General features: G+C 70.0%; 12 protein-coding genes. 3 read left to right on the plus strand and 9 right to left on the minus strand.

Annotated features, from left to right (window positions below; genetic code table 11):
* Positions 1-37 precede the first annotated feature (37 nt).
* The 9 genes from HMPREF9058_RS06340 to pheS form a co-directional block, all read right to left on the minus strand.
* Entirely contained in the window at positions 38-1,261 is a 1,224-nt protein-coding gene (locus tag HMPREF9058_RS06340) for an argininosuccinate synthase (RefSeq protein WP_009747269.1), read from the minus strand.
* A gap of 80 nt (positions 1,262-1,341) precedes the next feature.
* The gene (locus tag HMPREF9058_RS06345; protein ID WP_009405975.1) at positions 1,342-1,929 is read right to left on the minus strand and encodes an arginine repressor; all 588 of its coding nucleotides are present in this window, start codon (positions 1,927-1,929) and stop codon (positions 1,342-1,344) included.
* Positions 1,926-3,200, minus strand: coding sequence for an acetylornithine transaminase (locus tag HMPREF9058_RS06350; RefSeq protein ID WP_009406220.1), 1,275 nt, complete (start codon positions 3,198-3,200; stop codon positions 1,926-1,928). The genes HMPREF9058_RS06345 and HMPREF9058_RS06350 overlap by 4 nt, the downstream gene beginning before the upstream one ends.
* A complete protein-coding gene (gene argB / locus HMPREF9058_RS06355; protein WP_009747525.1) occupies positions 3,197-4,123 on the minus strand; it encodes an acetylglutamate kinase in 927 nt (308 codons plus the stop codon). The genes HMPREF9058_RS06350 and argB overlap by 4 nt, the downstream gene beginning before the upstream one ends.
* A complete protein-coding gene (gene argJ / locus HMPREF9058_RS06360) occupies positions 4,120-5,316 on the minus strand; it encodes a bifunctional glutamate N-acetyltransferase/amino-acid acetyltransferase ArgJ (RefSeq protein WP_009747229.1) in 1,197 nt (398 codons plus the stop codon). Before argJ ends, argB begins: the two co-directional genes overlap by 4 nt.
* On the minus strand, positions 5,313-6,422 hold the full coding sequence (gene argC, locus HMPREF9058_RS06365) for an N-acetyl-gamma-glutamyl-phosphate reductase (protein WP_009405983.1): 1,110 nt from the start codon (positions 6,420-6,422) through the stop codon (positions 5,313-5,315). The genes argJ and argC overlap by 4 nt, the downstream gene beginning before the upstream one ends.
* A 94-nt stretch (positions 6,423-6,516) precedes the next feature.
* On the minus strand, positions 6,517-7,035 hold the full coding sequence (locus tag HMPREF9058_RS06370) for a flavodoxin domain-containing protein (RefSeq protein WP_009747432.1): 519 nt from the start codon (positions 7,033-7,035) through the stop codon (positions 6,517-6,519).
* 140 nt (positions 7,036-7,175) lie between these two features.
* A complete protein-coding gene (gene pheT, locus HMPREF9058_RS06375; RefSeq protein WP_009747569.1) occupies positions 7,176-9,833 on the minus strand; it encodes a phenylalanine--tRNA ligase subunit beta in 2,658 nt (885 codons plus the stop codon).
* A 1-nt stretch (position 9,834) separates the two neighbouring features.
* Complete coding sequence (gene pheS, locus HMPREF9058_RS06380) at positions 9,835-10,920, minus strand: phenylalanine--tRNA ligase subunit alpha (RefSeq protein WP_003786208.1); 1,086 nt, start codon at positions 10,918-10,920, stop codon at positions 9,835-9,837.
* A 213-nt stretch (positions 10,921-11,133) separates the two neighbouring features.
* On the opposite strand from pheS, the gene HMPREF9058_RS06385 reads away from it, so the two are divergent.
* From HMPREF9058_RS06385 to HMPREF9058_RS06395, 3 genes are read left to right on the plus strand one after another with little or no spacing between them, the layout of a single operon-like run.
* A complete protein-coding gene (locus HMPREF9058_RS06385) occupies positions 11,134-11,997 on the plus strand; it encodes a MerR family transcriptional regulator (protein WP_009405552.1) in 864 nt (287 codons plus the stop codon).
* Positions 11,994-13,010: an ABC transporter ATP-binding protein gene (locus HMPREF9058_RS06390; protein WP_009406461.1), complete on the plus strand. Its 1,017-nt coding sequence runs from the start codon at positions 11,994-11,996 to the stop codon at positions 13,008-13,010. The genes HMPREF9058_RS06385 and HMPREF9058_RS06390 overlap by 4 nt, the downstream gene beginning before the upstream one ends.
* Complete coding sequence (locus HMPREF9058_RS06395; RefSeq protein WP_009406324.1) at positions 13,010-14,680, plus strand: ABC transporter permease; 1,671 nt, start codon at positions 13,010-13,012, stop codon at positions 14,678-14,680. The genes HMPREF9058_RS06390 and HMPREF9058_RS06395 overlap by 1 nt, the downstream gene beginning before the upstream one ends.
* Positions 14,681-14,710 lie beyond the last annotated feature (30 nt).

The raw sequence follows: 14,710 nt of genomic DNA on the forward strand, positions 1-14,710 counted from the left end.
AGTGCTTCGAGGTGGTGGGACCGGCGGTGCGGCTCAGTCAGAATCCCCGACCGTTGCCGGCGCGCACGTCGCGGGCGGCGGCGAGCTTGGACTGCATCCCGTAGATCTCGATGAATCCCCGCGAGGAGGACTGGTCGAAGGTGTCTCCGCTCTCGTAGGTGGCCAGGTTGAAGTCGTACAGGCCCGTCTCGGAGCGGCGGCCGTTGACGGTCGCCCGACCGCCGTGCAGGACCATGCGAATATCACCGTTGACGTAGCGCTGCGTGTCCTCGATGAAGGCGTCCATGGAGCGCTTGAGCGGGGAGTACCACTGGGCCTCGTAGACGAGATCGGCCCAGGTCTGCTCCATGCTCCGCTTGTAGCGGTGCTGCATGCGCTCCAGGGTGACGGCCTCGAGCGCCCGGTGCGCCTCGATCAGGGCCACGGCGCCGGGGGCCTCGTAGATCTCGCGGGATTTGATCCCCACGAGCCGGTCCTCGACCATGTCGATACGTCCCACGCCCTGGGCGCCGGCCCTGCGGTTGAGCTCCTGAATCGCCTCCAGGGGGCTGACGTCACGACCGTCGATCGCTACGGGGATGCCCTCCTTGAAGGTGAGGATCACCTCGTCGGGCAGGGGCGGGTAGGCGGGGTCGTCGGTGTAGACGTAGACGTCCTTGGTGGGGGCGTTCCACAGGTCCTCGAGGTACCCGGTCTCAATGGCGCGGCCCCAGACGTTCTGGTCAATGGAGAAGGGGTTGTGCTTGGTGGTCTCGATCGGCAGGTTGTGCTTCTCGGCGTAGTCGATGGCTACGTCACGGGTCAGCGCCAGGTCGCGTACCGGGGAGATGCAGTCCATGTCGGGGGCCATGGAGGTGATGGAGACCTCGAAGCGGACCTGGTCGTTGCCCTTGCCGGTGCAGCCGTGCGCCACGGTGTGCGCGCCGAACTCGCGGGCGGCCTTGACCAGGTGACGGGCGATGACGGGGCGGGACAGGGCCGAGACGAGCGGGTAGGTCCCCTCATAGAGGGCGTTGGCCTTGAGCGCCGGCATGCAGTAGTCGTTGGCGAACTCGTCGCGGGCGTCGGCGACATAGGCCTCGACGGCGCCGCAGTCGAGGGCTCGCTGACGGATCACCTCAAGGTCCTCGCCGCCCTGGCCGACGTCGACGGCGACGGCCACAACCTCACGACCGGTGGCCTCGCCGATCCAGCCGATGGCAACGGACGTGTCCAGGCCTCCGGAGTAGGCCAGGACGACACGGTCCTTGTGGATGCTCAATGGGATCACTCTTCTCTTCGTGATGACGCCGCCGCAGCGGCGCCGAGGTGACGGGGGATGTCAAGGGTGGTGGGGAGAGGTCAGGCTCGGGCCGAGGGGTCGGCCAGGGCGAGCAGGTGTCTGGCCACGTCGGCCGCGACCTGGGCGCCGCGGGTGATGACCAGGACGGTGTCGTCGCCGGCGATGCACCCCATGACGCCGGGCATCATGGCGTCGTCGACGGCCCCGGCGAGCAGCTGGGCACCGCCGGCGGGAGTTCGCAGGACCACCTGGGGGCCGGCCCACTCGGCGGTGACCAGCAGCTCGGCGCACCACCGGGACAGGCGGGCGGTGGTGTGGGCGCGCAGGGAGTCCTCGGTCTCCTCCGTCTCTAAGAGGGCACCGGTAGGAACCTGGCCGGGGGCACCGGCTTCGGGCATGGAGTAGATGAGCTCTCCGCCCGGGGCGCGGATCTTCGTGGCCCGCAGCTCCACCAGATCCCGCGAGAGCGTGGCCTGAGTGGTGCTGATGCCGCGCTGTGCCAGGGCCTTGCGCAACTCGGCCTGCGAGCGGATGCGTTCGCGCGACAGGATCTGGACGATGCTGGCGTGCCTGGCGGTCTTGGTCCCGGGCACCAGGGGGGCCGTTGCCTCCAGATCACGCTGAGAGGCCTCGATGGCGGCGCTCATGAACCGGCTTTCTCTGACTGTGCCCGAGCAAGAACCTCGGACAACGTGGTGGTGAACGCCCTGGCGTCATCGTCGGAGAGGATGAAGGGGGGAGCCAGGCGGATCGTATCGGGGCGCGGCGCGTTGACGATGAAGCCGCCGGCCGCCAGGGCAGCGGCGATCTCAGCAGCGGGTGGGAGCCCGTCCTCCAGCCCGACGCCGAGCAGCAGGCCGCGGCCGCGCACCTGATCGACTCCGTCAACGGCTGCCAGCTGCCTGGACCAGGCCGAGCCGAGCTGCTGAACCCGTTCCAGCAGGGCCTGGCTGCGGATGGTACCGATGACGGCGAGGGCTGCTGCACAGGCCACCGGGTTGCCGCCGAAGGTGGTGCCGTGCTGCCCCGGCTCGAGAAGAGCGGCGGCCTGCCCAGTGGCGACGACTGCGCCGATGGGGATTCCTCCGCCCAGTCCCTTGGCCAGGGTGACGACGTCGGGGACGACGCCCGGGGCCAGCAGGTGGTGGGCCATCCAGGCGCCGGTGCGTCCCATTCCGGTCTGGACCTCATCGATGATGAGCAACGCGCCGGCGGCCTCGGTCAGCTCGCGGGCCGCCTCCAGGTATCCGGCGGGCAGCTCACGCACCCCGGCCTCGCCCTGAATGGGTTCGACGATGAGTGCCGCCACATCCGGCCCCAGCGCGGTGCGCAGGGCCTCGATGTCGCCGGCGGGGATGAACTCGACTCCTCCGGGCAGCGGCTCGAAGGGCTCGCGGTAGGCGGCCTTGTGGGTCAGGGCCAGCGCGCCCATGGTCCTGCCGTGGAAGGCGTCCTGGAGGGCCAGGACGCGGGGGCGCCGGCTCCCGCCGTGGCGGCGGGCGATCTTGAAGGCGGCCTCATTGGCCTCGGTGCCGGAGTTGGCCAGGAAGACGCGGGAGTCGTGAGCGGGACGGTTGGGGAAGGTGAGCCGGACGAGCTCCTCGGCAAGGCCGACCTGGGCGGGGGTGGTGAAGAAGTTCGACACGTGCCCCAGCTCGGAGAGCTGCTCGGTGACGGCCCGGATGATCGCGGGGTGCGCATGGCCCAGGCAGTTGACGGCGATGCCTGCCAGCAGGTCGATGTACTCCTGACCGTCGGCGTCCCAGACGTGGGCGCCCCTCCCCCGGACCAGGACCCGGCCGGGGGTGCCGAAGGTGTTCATGACGGCGTCGGTGTAGCGCGCCAGCCAGCCGGCGTTGCCGGTGCCGGGTCCCTTCGCCTCCGCGGTGGGTGCCGGTGCTTGCGAGGAGTGGGTCATAGGCTCTTGCCTCCGTTCAGCGGCGGGACCGGAGCGTCTCCAGGGTGGATGACGGTACCGACTCCCTGGTCGGTGACGATCTCGAGCAGCATGCTGTGGGCCTGGCGTCCGTCGACGACGTGCGCCTGCGCGACTCCCCCGTAGACGGCCCGCAGGCAGGCCTCCATCTTGGGGATCATCCCGGCCTCGAGCGTGGGCAGGAGCTCCTCCAGCGCGGCGGTACTGATGAAGGGCACCAGTGTGCTGCGGTCTGGCCATGCGGAGTAGAGCCCCTCGACGTCGGTGAGCATGAGCAGGGTACGGGCCTTGAGGGCCACGGCGATCGCGGCGGCGGCCGTGTCGGCGTTGACGTTGAGGACGGTCTCGGAGTCCGTCGTCAGCGGGGCGACCGAGGAGATGACCGGGATGCGGCCCTGGTCGAGCAGGTCGATGATGGGCTGAGGACTGACGTCGACGACGTCGCCGACCAGGCCGACGTCGACCTTGTTCCCGTCCACCGTGGCCAGGCGCTGCCGGGCTCGCAGGAGCCCGCCGTCCTCACCGCTGATGCCGACGGCGGCGGAGCCGTCGGTGTTGAGCAGAGAGACGAGCTCGCGCTGCACGGAACCGGTGAGTACCATGCGGACCACGTCCATGACCTCGGGGGTGGTGACGCGCAGTCCTCCGCGGAACTCCGAGGTGATGCCCAGCCGCTTGAGCATCGCGTTGATCTGGGGCCCGCCACCGTGAACGACGACGGGGCGCACCCCGACCTGGTGCAGGAAGAGGATGTCCTGGGCGAAGGCGCGCTTGAGCTCATCGTTGACCATGGCGTTGCCGCCGTACTTGATGACCATGGTGGCGCCCTTGTAGGTGCGCAGCCACGGCACGGCCTCCAGTAGGACGGATGCCTTGGTCTGTGGGTCAAGAGGGGTACGTTTCATGTCGTGTAGTCCGCGTTGATGGTGACGTATCCGTGAGTGAGGTCATTGGTCCACACGGTGGCCTGGGCCGGGCCCGCCGACAGCTCGATGTCGATGCGGGTCTCGCGTGGGCTCATGTCCACCGCGTCCCGATTGGGTTGGGGGGCGCCGTGGCTGAAGATCGTAATGCCGTTGATGGCGACGTCAACCTCGTCGGGGTTGAAGGGGCAGACGTCCTCGGGCACGGTCCCCAGCTGGGAGAGGATGCGCCCCCAGTTGGGGTCGGCCCCCGCGACGGCGCACTTGAGGAGGTTGGAGGAGCTGACGGTGCGGGCCGCGGCCTCGGCGGCCTCCTCGCTGACGGCGCCGGAGACGGTGATGGCGATGTCGTGGGTGGCCCCCTCGGCGTCGGCCACCAGGCGCCGGCCGAGCCGGCTCATCACCTCGGTGAGCGCCTCGTCGAGCTCGTCCTGGGAGGGCGTGGTGCCCGAGGCTCCGGAGGCCAGCAGGACAACCGTGTCGTTGGTGGACATGCACCCGTCGGAGTTGATCCGGTTGACGGTTCGCATCGTGGCGGAGGCCAGGGCGTCCTGGGCCTGCTGAGGGGTGAGGACGGCGTCGGTGGTGATGACGGCGAGCATGGTGGCCAACCCTGGGGCCAGCATGCCCACGCCCTTAATCATGCCGCCGATGGTCCAGCTCTGCTCACCGGCACCGACCGTGAGGGCGTCCTCCTTGGAGACGGTGTCGGTGGTCATGATGGCGGTGGCGGCGTCGGTACCGGCCTGAGGCGTATCGGCCAGGGCCAGGGCCGCGACGTCGACGCCTTCCAGGAGGACGGGCATGTCGATGCGCTCCCCGATGACGCCCGTGGAGCAGACCAGGACCTGGTCCGGTTCGGCGCCCAGCAGGCCGGCGGCACGGGCAGCGGTGGCCTCGGTGTCGCACATGCCCTGCGCTCCGGTGCAGGCGTTGGCGCTGCCGGAGTTGAGGACGACGGCGCGGGCGTGACCCGCCTGCCCGTCTTCCTGGCCGGCCAGGAGCCGGCGTGACCAGACCACGGGGGCTGCAACGACGCGGTTGGTGGTGAACACCCCGGCCGCGGTGTCCAGCGGCCCGTCATTGACGACGAGGGCGAGGTCGGGCTTGCCGGAGGCCTTGAGGCCGGCGCGCACGCCAGCGGCGCGGAATCCCTGTGCTGCGGTCACGCTCACGGTGCGACTCCTTGGGTGGTGATGGCGGTGGTCTCCTCCAGCCCGAGGGCGAGGTTGAGGGACTGAACGGCGGCACTGGCGGTGCCCTTGCCGAGGTTGTCGATGGCGCACATGGCCACGACAGCGTCCGCACCACGGTCGATGGCGACCTGAACGGTGGCGGTTCCGCTCCCCAGGACGGTGCCGGTGGTGGGCCAGCTCCCCTCGGGCAGGAGCTGGATGAGGCTCTCGCCACTACCGGTGGCTCCGTAGGCGTCATCCCAGGCGGCTCGCAGGGCGGCTTCGGGGTCGGGGGCCTCGCGCAGAGCCGCAGTCATGGGGGCGGTGACGGTGGCCAGGATGCCGCGGCTCATGGGGACCAGGACCGGGGTGAAGGACAGGCGTGCTGCTCCGGCGGCGGCTCCGGCCACCTCCAGGTTCTGGACGATCTCGGGAATGTGCCGGTGGGTGCCTCCGACGGCGTAGGGCTGAGCCGATCCCAGCGCCTCGGCAGCGGTGAGGTGGGGCTTGAGGGCCTTGCCTGCGCCGGAGTATCCGACGGCCAGCACCGCGGTCAGCCGTGAGGGGTCGAGGAGTCCGGCGGCGATGCCGGGCTGGACCGCCAGGGTGACGGCGGTGACGTTGCAGCCGGGGACGGCGATGCGCCTGGAGGCCGCCAGCTCCTCGCGCTGGGCACGGGCCCGCGTCTCGCCGTGGTGCAGGAGCTCGGGCATGCCGTAGGTCCAGGCGCCGGCGTAGTCCGAGCCGTAGAAGGCCTCCCACGCCTGCTGACTGGTCAGGCGGTGGTCCGCGCCGCAGTCGATGAGTAGCGGCGCGTTGCTGCCGTCCGAGGCGAGCTCCTCGAGGGCCGCCGTGATGGCTCCGGAGGCCCCGTGCGGCAGGGCCAGGACGACGACGTCGTGCCCGGCGAGGATCTCCGCCTCGGTGGGCTCGACGATGCGGTCCGCCAGGGAAAGCAGGTGCGGATGGTGCTCACCGAGCCGACTGCCGGCGGACGAGGCCGCGGTGAGTGCGCCGACCTCCACCTCCGGGTGGGCCGTGAGCAGGCGCAGAACCTCACCACCGGCGTACCCGGTGGCTCCAGCAACAGCAACTGACCAAGTCATGCAGCAACCATACATCCGCATGCATAGAAATGCATTCATCGTCTGTTGCTGTGACTCATCTCCCCTCCGCCCTCAGGGCCGGGGACGCCGGGAGCTAGGAGCGATCGCGGCGACTGGTGAGTGTGTCGTCATAGAGGGAGGTGGCGATGGCGTCGGCCCACTGGCGCACCTCGTCCCAGTCGCGGTAGTCGCCCTCGGTTGCTCCCCCGAGCTTGGCGATGGAGCGTTCCCGCAGGCTGAGCCTGGAGGGGTCGAAGCGGCCCGCGAAGGTCATGTGATCCTCCGGGTCGATAGCCAGCAGCACCGGTCCGATGCGCATGGGGTCGGAGACCTTGCCCTTGGGCAGGCCGGCGAGTCCCACAGAGAAGGCCCACACGGGTCTGGCCCTGAGGACGTCACGGAAGCGCTCGGTGAAGTCGACGGCCTCCGGCATCCACGTGGTCATGTAGACCGCACTGCCCAGGACGAAGGCGTCGTACTCCTCGACGCTGTCGACATCCTCGGGACGCTTGGTCTCCACATCGATGTGGGCGGCGCGGAGCCGCTCAGCAATCACCGCGGCCACCTCATCGGTGGACCCGTGCTTGGAGGAAGAGGTCAGCAGGATCTTCATGCCGCCTAGTATTACCGAGACCACACCCGCTGTCCGAGATCCTCTGCTCGACAAAAGCCCTGAAGCAGCACTGACGGCCATGATGTGCATCACATCATGGCCGTCAGTGCTGCTAGAACAGCTGGCGTGACCTGCGTGGTTCAGCTGCGCAGCTCGGCTCCCAGGAGCTTGGCAGCGCGCTTGACCACGCGCTTGCGCACGCCGGCGGTCTCCTCGGCGGTCAGCGTGCGGTCAGGGGCCCGCAGCACCAGGGAGAACGCCAGCGACTTCTTGCCCTCGCCGAGCTGGGGGCCGCGGAAGACGTCGAAGAGGCGAACCTCTTCGGCCAGGTCCCCGGCGGCCTGTCTGACCAGGGCCTCGACCTCGGCGGCGGTGGTGGTCTCGTCGACAACGAGGGCGATGTCCTCCTTGGCGGCAGGGAAGGTGGAGACGGCCTTGACCTGGAGCGCCCCGGCGTCGCGGGCGGTCTCCAGCAGCGGGCCGAGGTCGATCTCGACCGCGCAGGCCCGCTCGGGGAGTCCGAGCGCGCGGACGACCCGCGGGTGGAGCTCGCCGGCGTGGGCGACGAGCCTGCCGGGCTCGACCTCCTTGCCCCGACGTCGGCCAGGCAGGCGGATCTCCGCGGTGCGGCCGGGGTGCCAGGGGGCGTAGGGGTGCTGCGGAGCGCAGACCTCGACCTTCACCCCGAGCGCGGCGGCCACGGTGCGGACCACCTCGACGGCGTCGGCCCAGTCCCAGGGCCGGCCGGCCCCGAGAACCCCGGAGCGCTCGTGCTCACCGGTCATGACGGCGCCGACGTGAGTGGGCTGGGAGGGAATGCCCGCCTCGAGGGCTGCCTCCTCGGACTGGCTGGGGCACCCGGAGACTCCGGGGATCGGGGCGGGAACGGTACCGGCCGGGTGGGTGACGGAGCCGACCTCGAAGACGGCGACGTCAGTCAGGCCGCGTGAGACGTTGCGCCGGGCGACGTCGACCAGGGAGTCGAGCACGCTGGTGCGCAGGTAGGGGGCGTCCTCGGCCAGGGGGTTGGCCAGACGGACCGTCTGTCGGCGAGCATCGTCGGCGGGAATCTCAAGCAGGTCGTGGATGTCCCCGATGAAGGGGTAGGACAGGACCTGGGTGAGTCCGGCGTCGGCCAGGGCGCGCACGATGTCGCGGCGGGCCCTCTGGTCGGCGCTCAGCCCCGTGCCGGCGGGGGCCGTGGGCACGATGACCGGGATGGCGTCGTATCCGTCGAGGCGGGCTATCTCCTCGGCCAGGTGGGCAGGCCCCACCAGGTCCGGGCGCCAGGTCGGCGGGGTGACGGTCAGCAGCGCGGTTCCGTCGTCGGCGGAGCCACCGCGCTCCACGGTGCAGCCGATGGTGGTGAGCAGCTCGGTGACGCGCTCGGTTCCGTAGGCGACGCCGGTGAGGCGCTCGGCGGCGTCGGCGCGCATGGTGATGGGCTCGGGGGCCCGGGTGCGGTTGATGTCAGTGGCCACGGGCTCGGCGGTTCCGCCGCCGTACTCCACGAGCAGGTCAACGGCGCGCTGGGCGGCAATGGGGGCCAGCTCGGTGTCCACGCCGCGCTCGTTGCGCTTGGAGGACTCGGTGGGCAGCTTGTGGCGTCGCGAGGAACGGGCCACGCTGACCGGGTCGAAGTGGGCGGCCTCGATGAGGACGTCACGGGTATCGGCGTCGACCTCGCTGAGGGCCCCGCCGAAGACACCGGCCAGGACCAGGGCCCGTGAGCCCTCACCGTCCGGGGAGTCGGCGATGACCAGGTCCTCGGGGTCGAGGCTGCGGGTGACCTCGTCGAGGAACGTGAGGCGCTCGCCGTCCTTCGCCCGACGAACGACGATGGGGGCGGTGAGCTTGTCGGCGTCGAAGGCGTGCAGCGGCTGGCCCAGGTCGAGCATGACGTAGTTGGTGACGTCCACGGCCAGGGAGATGGGGCGCATGCCTGCGGCGGTGAGGCGGTCCTGCATCCAGGTCGGCGACGGTGCGCTCGGGTCGATGCCGCGCACGAGGCGGGCGACGTAGCGGTCGCATCCGGGGCGCCCGTGGATGGGTTGGGGGTCCTCGGGGACGACGACGTCGTAGCCGCCCTGCCCGGCGCCGGCCACGCCGTTGGGGTACAGCCCCGTGTTGGTGGCGTCGGCAGGGTCGGTGAAGCGGGCGCCGGTGGAGTGGGAGTACTCGCGGGCCACGCCGCGCATGGCGAAGCAGTAGCCGCGGTCCGGGGTCACGTTGATCTCCAGGACCTCCTCCCCCAGGCCGAGGATGCTGATGGCGTCGGTCCCGGGTGCGGGCGGCTCCTCGCCCTCGTGGCCGTGCTCGGCCAGCCACTGCTGGAGCACGATGATGCCGGAGTGGTCCTCCCCGATGCCGAGCTCGCGGGCCGAGCAGATCATGCCGTCGGAGACGTGCCCGTAGGTCTTACGCGCGGCGATGCGGAAGTCGCCGGGCAGGACGGCGCCGGGCAGGCAGACGACGACGTAGTCACCGACGTCGAAGTTGTGGGCGCCGCAGACGATGCCGCGGCTGGGTAGGTCGGAGGGCTCCTTGCCGGTGCCGGGGGCGTCGTTGTGCTCGGGGCCGACGTCGACACGGCAGTAGTTGATGACCTTGCCGTTGGACTGCTCCTTGGCCTCGCGGGTGAGGACCTTGCCGACGACGAGGGGGCCGGTGACGGCCGGAGGAACGATGCGCTCCTCCTCCAGGCCCACGCGCACGAGGTCGGCGGCGAGCTGCTCGGCGCTCAGGCCGGTGGGGACGTCGACGTGCTCGCGCAGCCATTCAATGGGGACGTAGGGCATGTCAGTTTCCCTTTCCGGTGGTGCCGAACTGCTGGGAGAAGCGGATGTCGCCCTCGACGATGTCATGCATGTCGGCGATTCCGTGGCGCAGCATGAGGGTGCGCTCCAGGCCCATGCCGAAGGCGAAGCCCGTGTAGACCTCGGGGTCGATGCCGCAGGCGGTGAGCACGTTGGGGTTGACCATGCCGCAGCCTCCCCACTCGATCCAGCCTGCGCCGCCCTTCTTCTGGGGGAACCACAGGTCCATCTCGGCGCTGGGCTCGGTGAAGGGGAAGAAGGAGGGGCGCAGGCGGGTGCGTGCCTCGGGGCCGAACATGGCCTTGGCGAAGTGGTCCAGGACGCCCTTGAGGTGCGCCATTGTCAGGCCCTTGTCCACGGCCAGGCCCTCGACCTGGTGGAAGACGGGGGTGTGGGTGGCGTCGAGCTCGTCGGAGCGGAAGACCTTGCCGGGGCAGGCCACGTAGAGCGGGGGCTGCTGCTCGAGCATGACGCGGGCCTGGACCGGGGAGGTGTGGGTGCGCAGCACGAGGTTGGCAGCCTGCCCCTCGGCCGCCCCGACGCTGGCACCGTCGATGTAGAAGGTGTCCTGCATCTGGCGGGCGGGGTGGTCGGCGTCGAAGTTGAGGGCGTCGAAGTCGAACCACTCGTGCTCGACCTCCGGACCCTCGGCGATGGACCAGCCCATGGAGGTGAAGAAGTCGCAGACCTCGTCGATGAGGACGTCGAGGGGGTGACGGGCACCGGCCTGCGTGCGCGAGGTGGGGATGGTGACGTCGACCGCCTCAGTGCGCAGCATCTCCTCCTCGGCGGCGGCCTCGAGGGTCTCCTGCCTGGCGGTCAGAGCCTTGGCGATGCGCCCGCGAGCGCCGCCCAGGAGCTTGCCGGCGGTGGGCTTGTCCGCCTTGTCCAGGGTGCCGATGAGCCGGTTGGCCAGGGTCAGGGGCGAGGCGTCGCCGGTGTGGGCTAGGCGGGCCTCCTTGAGCTCGGCGAGGGTGCCGGCTGCGGCGAAGGCCGCCAGGGCCTCCTCGACGGCGGCGTTGATGCCGTCCTCGTCCAGGGGCGAGAGCGCGCCGGGAGCGTCAGTCATATGCGGTGCCTTCCACCAGGTGTCTCCGGAGTTGTCCGCCCTTAAGGGTAGTCCGCGCCGTCGCGTGGGTGTGAATCGTCCCGTCACCGGGGTGGCGCGGTGACCGCTGCCCAACTCGGTCGTGGGTTGGGCATGGGTTGGTTCTGGGCTTCGACGAGGTTGCCGCTACGTGGGACTTGACGGTGACGTGACGTCACCTGCTGTCATGGATTCATGCACGTCAAGGAGCTTGCCCGGATCGCCGGAACCACGCCGAGGGCGGTGCGCTACTACCACCACCTGGGCCTGTTGGAGATTCCGCCCACGGTGCGCGGGCGACGCGAGTACGGCGTCGAGCACGTGGCGCGCCTGTTGCGTATCCGGTGGTTGGCCGACGGCGGGCTGTCGCTGACCCAGGTGGCGGAGATGCTCGCCTCGGACACGATCGGCACCGATCAGGACTCCCGTCGTGAGGCGGTGCTGCGCGATCTGCGGGCCACGCGGGGCACGATCGAGGCGCATCAGCGCAGCCTGGCCGAGCAGGCCTCCCGGGTCGATGAGCTCATCGCCCGGGTGGAGCGCGGTGAGGGCCTGTCCCCCGCTCCCAGCGCCCTGACCCGTTTCTATGACGACATCGAGGCCCGGATCACCCGGCTGGGCGGCAATGTGCGCGGCCTGCGGGCTGAGCGCCAGATGATGGTGGTGCTCGCCTCTCTGGGCATGGTGCCCGACAGTGCAATCCCCTTCATCGAGGTGCTCGATGAGGCTGATCGCGAGCTGTCCGCCCAGCAGGTCGCGGACTTCGCCCGTCTGGCCACGCTCAGCGAGGCCGAGGGGCGCGCTGAGGCGCACCGGCTCGCACAGAACAGCTGGAGGCTGGCGTGCCGCCACAAGGAGCACGCCCTGGCCGTCCTGAACGACCTTCCCTCGGGCGCTCTGGGGCGCGCCATGTGGCGACTGACCCATGTGCTGACCACTTCCAGCTACCCCCATCCTGCTCAGCAGGCCTTCGTGGCTGAGCTCATCGAGCTCATGCTCACCGATCCGGACTTCGCCGCAACGATCCGCCGCTCGGCGGGAGAGGAGCCAGTGCTGTGAGAGTCAAGAGCGCCAGGGCGCAGAAGGCAACGAGTATGTCAGCAGCGATGTCCCGCTCGGGTACGGATGAGCCCACCACGGACTCCGCTCCGGCCGCCGTCCGCGACCTGGGCGCCGGCGGCGAGCCGCCGGTGCGTGTGTGCGGCTTGGTCAAGCGCTTCGGGCGCTTCAGGGCGCTCGACGGCCTGAACCTGACGGTGGAGGCGGGCAGCGTCCACGGCTTCCTCGGCCCCAACGGGGCGGGGAAATCCACCACGATCCGCGTCCTGCTGGGGCTCTACCGGCCCGATGGTGGAAGCGTGAGCGTGCTGGGCAGCGAGCCGTGGCGGCAGGCCGCGCTCATCAACCGGCAGGTCTCCTATGTTCCCGGTGACGTGGCGCTGTGGCCGGCCCTGACCGGTGGCCAGGTGCTCGACGCCCTGGCCGGGCTGCGCGGCTCTCGCGACGCCGAGCTGGAGGCCGAGCTCATTGAGCGCTTCGACTTGGATCCGAGCAAACGGGTACGGACCTATTCCAAGGGGAACCGGCAGAAGGTGGCGCTGGTGGCCGCCCTGGCCGCGCCCACGAGCCTGCTGGTGCTCGATGAGCCCACCAGCGGCCTGGATCCGCTCATGGAGCGGGTCTTCACCGAGGAGGTTGCCAGAGCCGCTGCCGAGGGCCGCACGGTTCTGCTCTCCAGTCACATCCTGGCCGAGGTCCAACACCTGTGCAGTGCGGTGACGATCATCAAGGACGGCCGGGTCGTCGAGCAGGGCGACCTCGGGACCCTGCGGCGGTTGTCGCGCACCCGCATCGAGCTGGGGGCCGCAAGCGACAAGCTCGGCACCGTCAGGCAGGCGGTGGAGGCCCTGGGGCTCGACGTCGTCGAGGACGGTGGCCGCCTGAGCCTTGAGGTGGCGGCGGAGCAGGTGCCGACGGTGCTGAGCCTTGCCGGTGAGCATCGGATCCAGGACGTCACCTGCGAGCCAGCCAGCCTGGAGGATCTCTTCCTGCGTCACTACGAGGAGGCATGATGAGCGCCGCATTGAGCACAGCAGCAGGCAAGACGGCACCGAACATCAGCTCCGGCGCGCACGGCACCCTGGCCGGCTGGGACGCCTACCTGTGGATTCTGCTCAGACGATTCCGGATTCAGATCGTGGCCTGGCTGGCGCCCCTGTGGCTGTTGGTCGGTGTCACCGCGCCGAGCTACGAGAGCGTCTACCCCTCATTGGCGACCCGGACGGTGCTCATCGAGCAGATGCGCAAGTCTCCGGGAACGCGCCTCCTCTACGGCTATGTCCCATTGCCCGGCCGGCTCGGTCAGCTCCTGCAGTGGGAGACGGGGACCTTCCTGCTCGTGTGCACCGCACTCATGGCGATTCTGCTGACCTGCCGGGTCCTGCGGGCCGATGAGGATGAGGGGTTCGTCGAGGTTCTGCGCGCCACGGGCGCGGGCAGGTCGGTTCCTTTTCTCGTACCGGTGGCCCTGGTGTGGGTGGTGGTCGGCGCCCTGTCTGCGGGGGTTGGTGGCCTTCTGACCTGGCAGACCGGGAGCATCGAGGAGCTGACGGTGAGCGGGGCCTGGGCACTGGCCGGGACGATCTGCGTGACGGGCTGGGCGTTCTCGGCTATCGCGGCAGTGGCCTGCCAGCTGGGTCGTCAGGTGGGCCAGGCCAGGGGCTTGTCCATGCTGGTGCTCGCACTCGCCTTCGCGATGCGGGTGAGCGCCGACCAGATCTCCGACGGCACCGACTCGGACTGGCTCCGGTGGCTGACTCCCCTGGGGTGGCGCGACCTCGTGCGCCCTTACACCGATGACCGGTTCGCGGTGCTCCTGGCTTGCTGCGCCATCGCCATCGCTGTGATGCTCAGCGCCGCAGTGCTCGCCGCGCGCCGTGAGTACCTGGACGGCTACCTGCCCGACCGCAGCTCGTCTCGGCGCCGGTGGCGGGTGCGGGGGCACATGGATCTGCTCGGGCGCCTGTCATGGCGGAGCCTCGTCGGCTGGGCCCTGGCCTCGACGGCTCTGGCACTCCTGTACGGCTCGGTGTCCGGCAGCATCAAGGATCTGCTGGCCCCCGGTTCTCCGACAGCTTCCTGGGTCGGCAAGATGGCCGTGGGGTCCCCGGTGGAGCAGTTCATGTCCCTCATGACGGTGGTCACGACGCTGCTTGTGGCCGTGGCGGCAGTGCGACGGGTGAACGGGTTGGCGGGCCTGGAGCGCGCGGGACTGGTGGAGGTCGAGCTGGCCGTCGGGGTGAGTCGTGGCCGAGTGCTCCTCTCCCAGGTTCTGTGCGCACTGATCGAGTCAATCGTCCTGCTGCTGGTCTCGGCGACGGTTCTGGCGGCGACGACGGCGACTCAGCTCACCGACGACCACGCCGTGGCGCGATCCTTCATGTTCACCGTGAGCCAGCTGCCCGGCATGGTGGCAGCCATCGGGATCGCGACGGCCCTGGTGGGTCTGGCGCCAAATCTGGCCGGCCTGTCCTGGGCGGCCGTCACCTGGAGCGCTTTCGCCCAGTTCTTCGGCGGACTCGTCGAGCTCAAGGACTGGGCCAAGGATCTCAGCGTGCTCGGCCACCATCTCGACGTCGTCGGAACCCCGGACTGGAAGCCCTTATCCGTCCAGGCCCTGGTTGGCCTCATCGGCATCATGATCGGGCTGGTCGCCTACACCCGACGCAACCTGCCCGCCTGACGACGAGCCCGCCCTCTCTCACCTCGTCAT

It is taken from the genome of Actinomyces sp. oral taxon 175 str. F0384, assembly GCF_000223355.1.
GTDB lineage: Bacteria > Actinomycetota > Actinomycetes > Actinomycetales > Actinomycetaceae > Actinomyces > Actinomyces oris.

Bases quoted from the DNA above. Each gene is read 5' to 3' on its own strand.
- HMPREF9058_RS06345 (WP_009405975.1), bottom strand. From the start codon at position 1,929: ATGAGCGCCGCCATCGAGGCCTCTCAGCGTGATCTGGAGGCAACGGCC.
- HMPREF9058_RS06350 (WP_009406220.1), bottom strand. From the start codon at position 3,200: ATGACCCACTCCTCGCAAGCACCGGCACCCACCGCGGAGGCGAAGGGA.
- argB (WP_009747525.1), bottom strand. From the start codon at position 4,123: ATGAAACGTACCCCTCTTGACCCACAGACCAAGGCATCCGTCCTACTG.
- argC (WP_009405983.1), bottom strand. From the start codon at position 6,422: ATGACTTGGTCAGTTGCTGTTGCTGGAGCCACCGGGTACGCCGGTGGT.
- HMPREF9058_RS06370 (WP_009747432.1), bottom strand. From the start codon at position 7,035: ATGAAGATCCTGCTGACCTCTTCCTCCAAGCACGGGTCCACCGATGAG.
- pheT (WP_009747569.1), bottom strand. From the start codon at position 9,833: ATGCCCTACGTCCCCATTGAATGGCTGCGCGAGCACGTCGACGTCCCC.
- pheS (WP_003786208.1), bottom strand. From the start codon at position 10,920: ATGACTGACGCTCCCGGCGCGCTCTCGCCCCTGGACGAGGACGGCATC.
- HMPREF9058_RS06385 (WP_009405552.1), top strand. From the start codon at position 11,134: ATGCACGTCAAGGAGCTTGCCCGGATCGCCGGAACCACGCCGAGGGCG.
- HMPREF9058_RS06395 (WP_009406324.1), top strand. From the start codon at position 13,010: ATGAGCGCCGCATTGAGCACAGCAGCAGGCAAGACGGCACCGAACATC.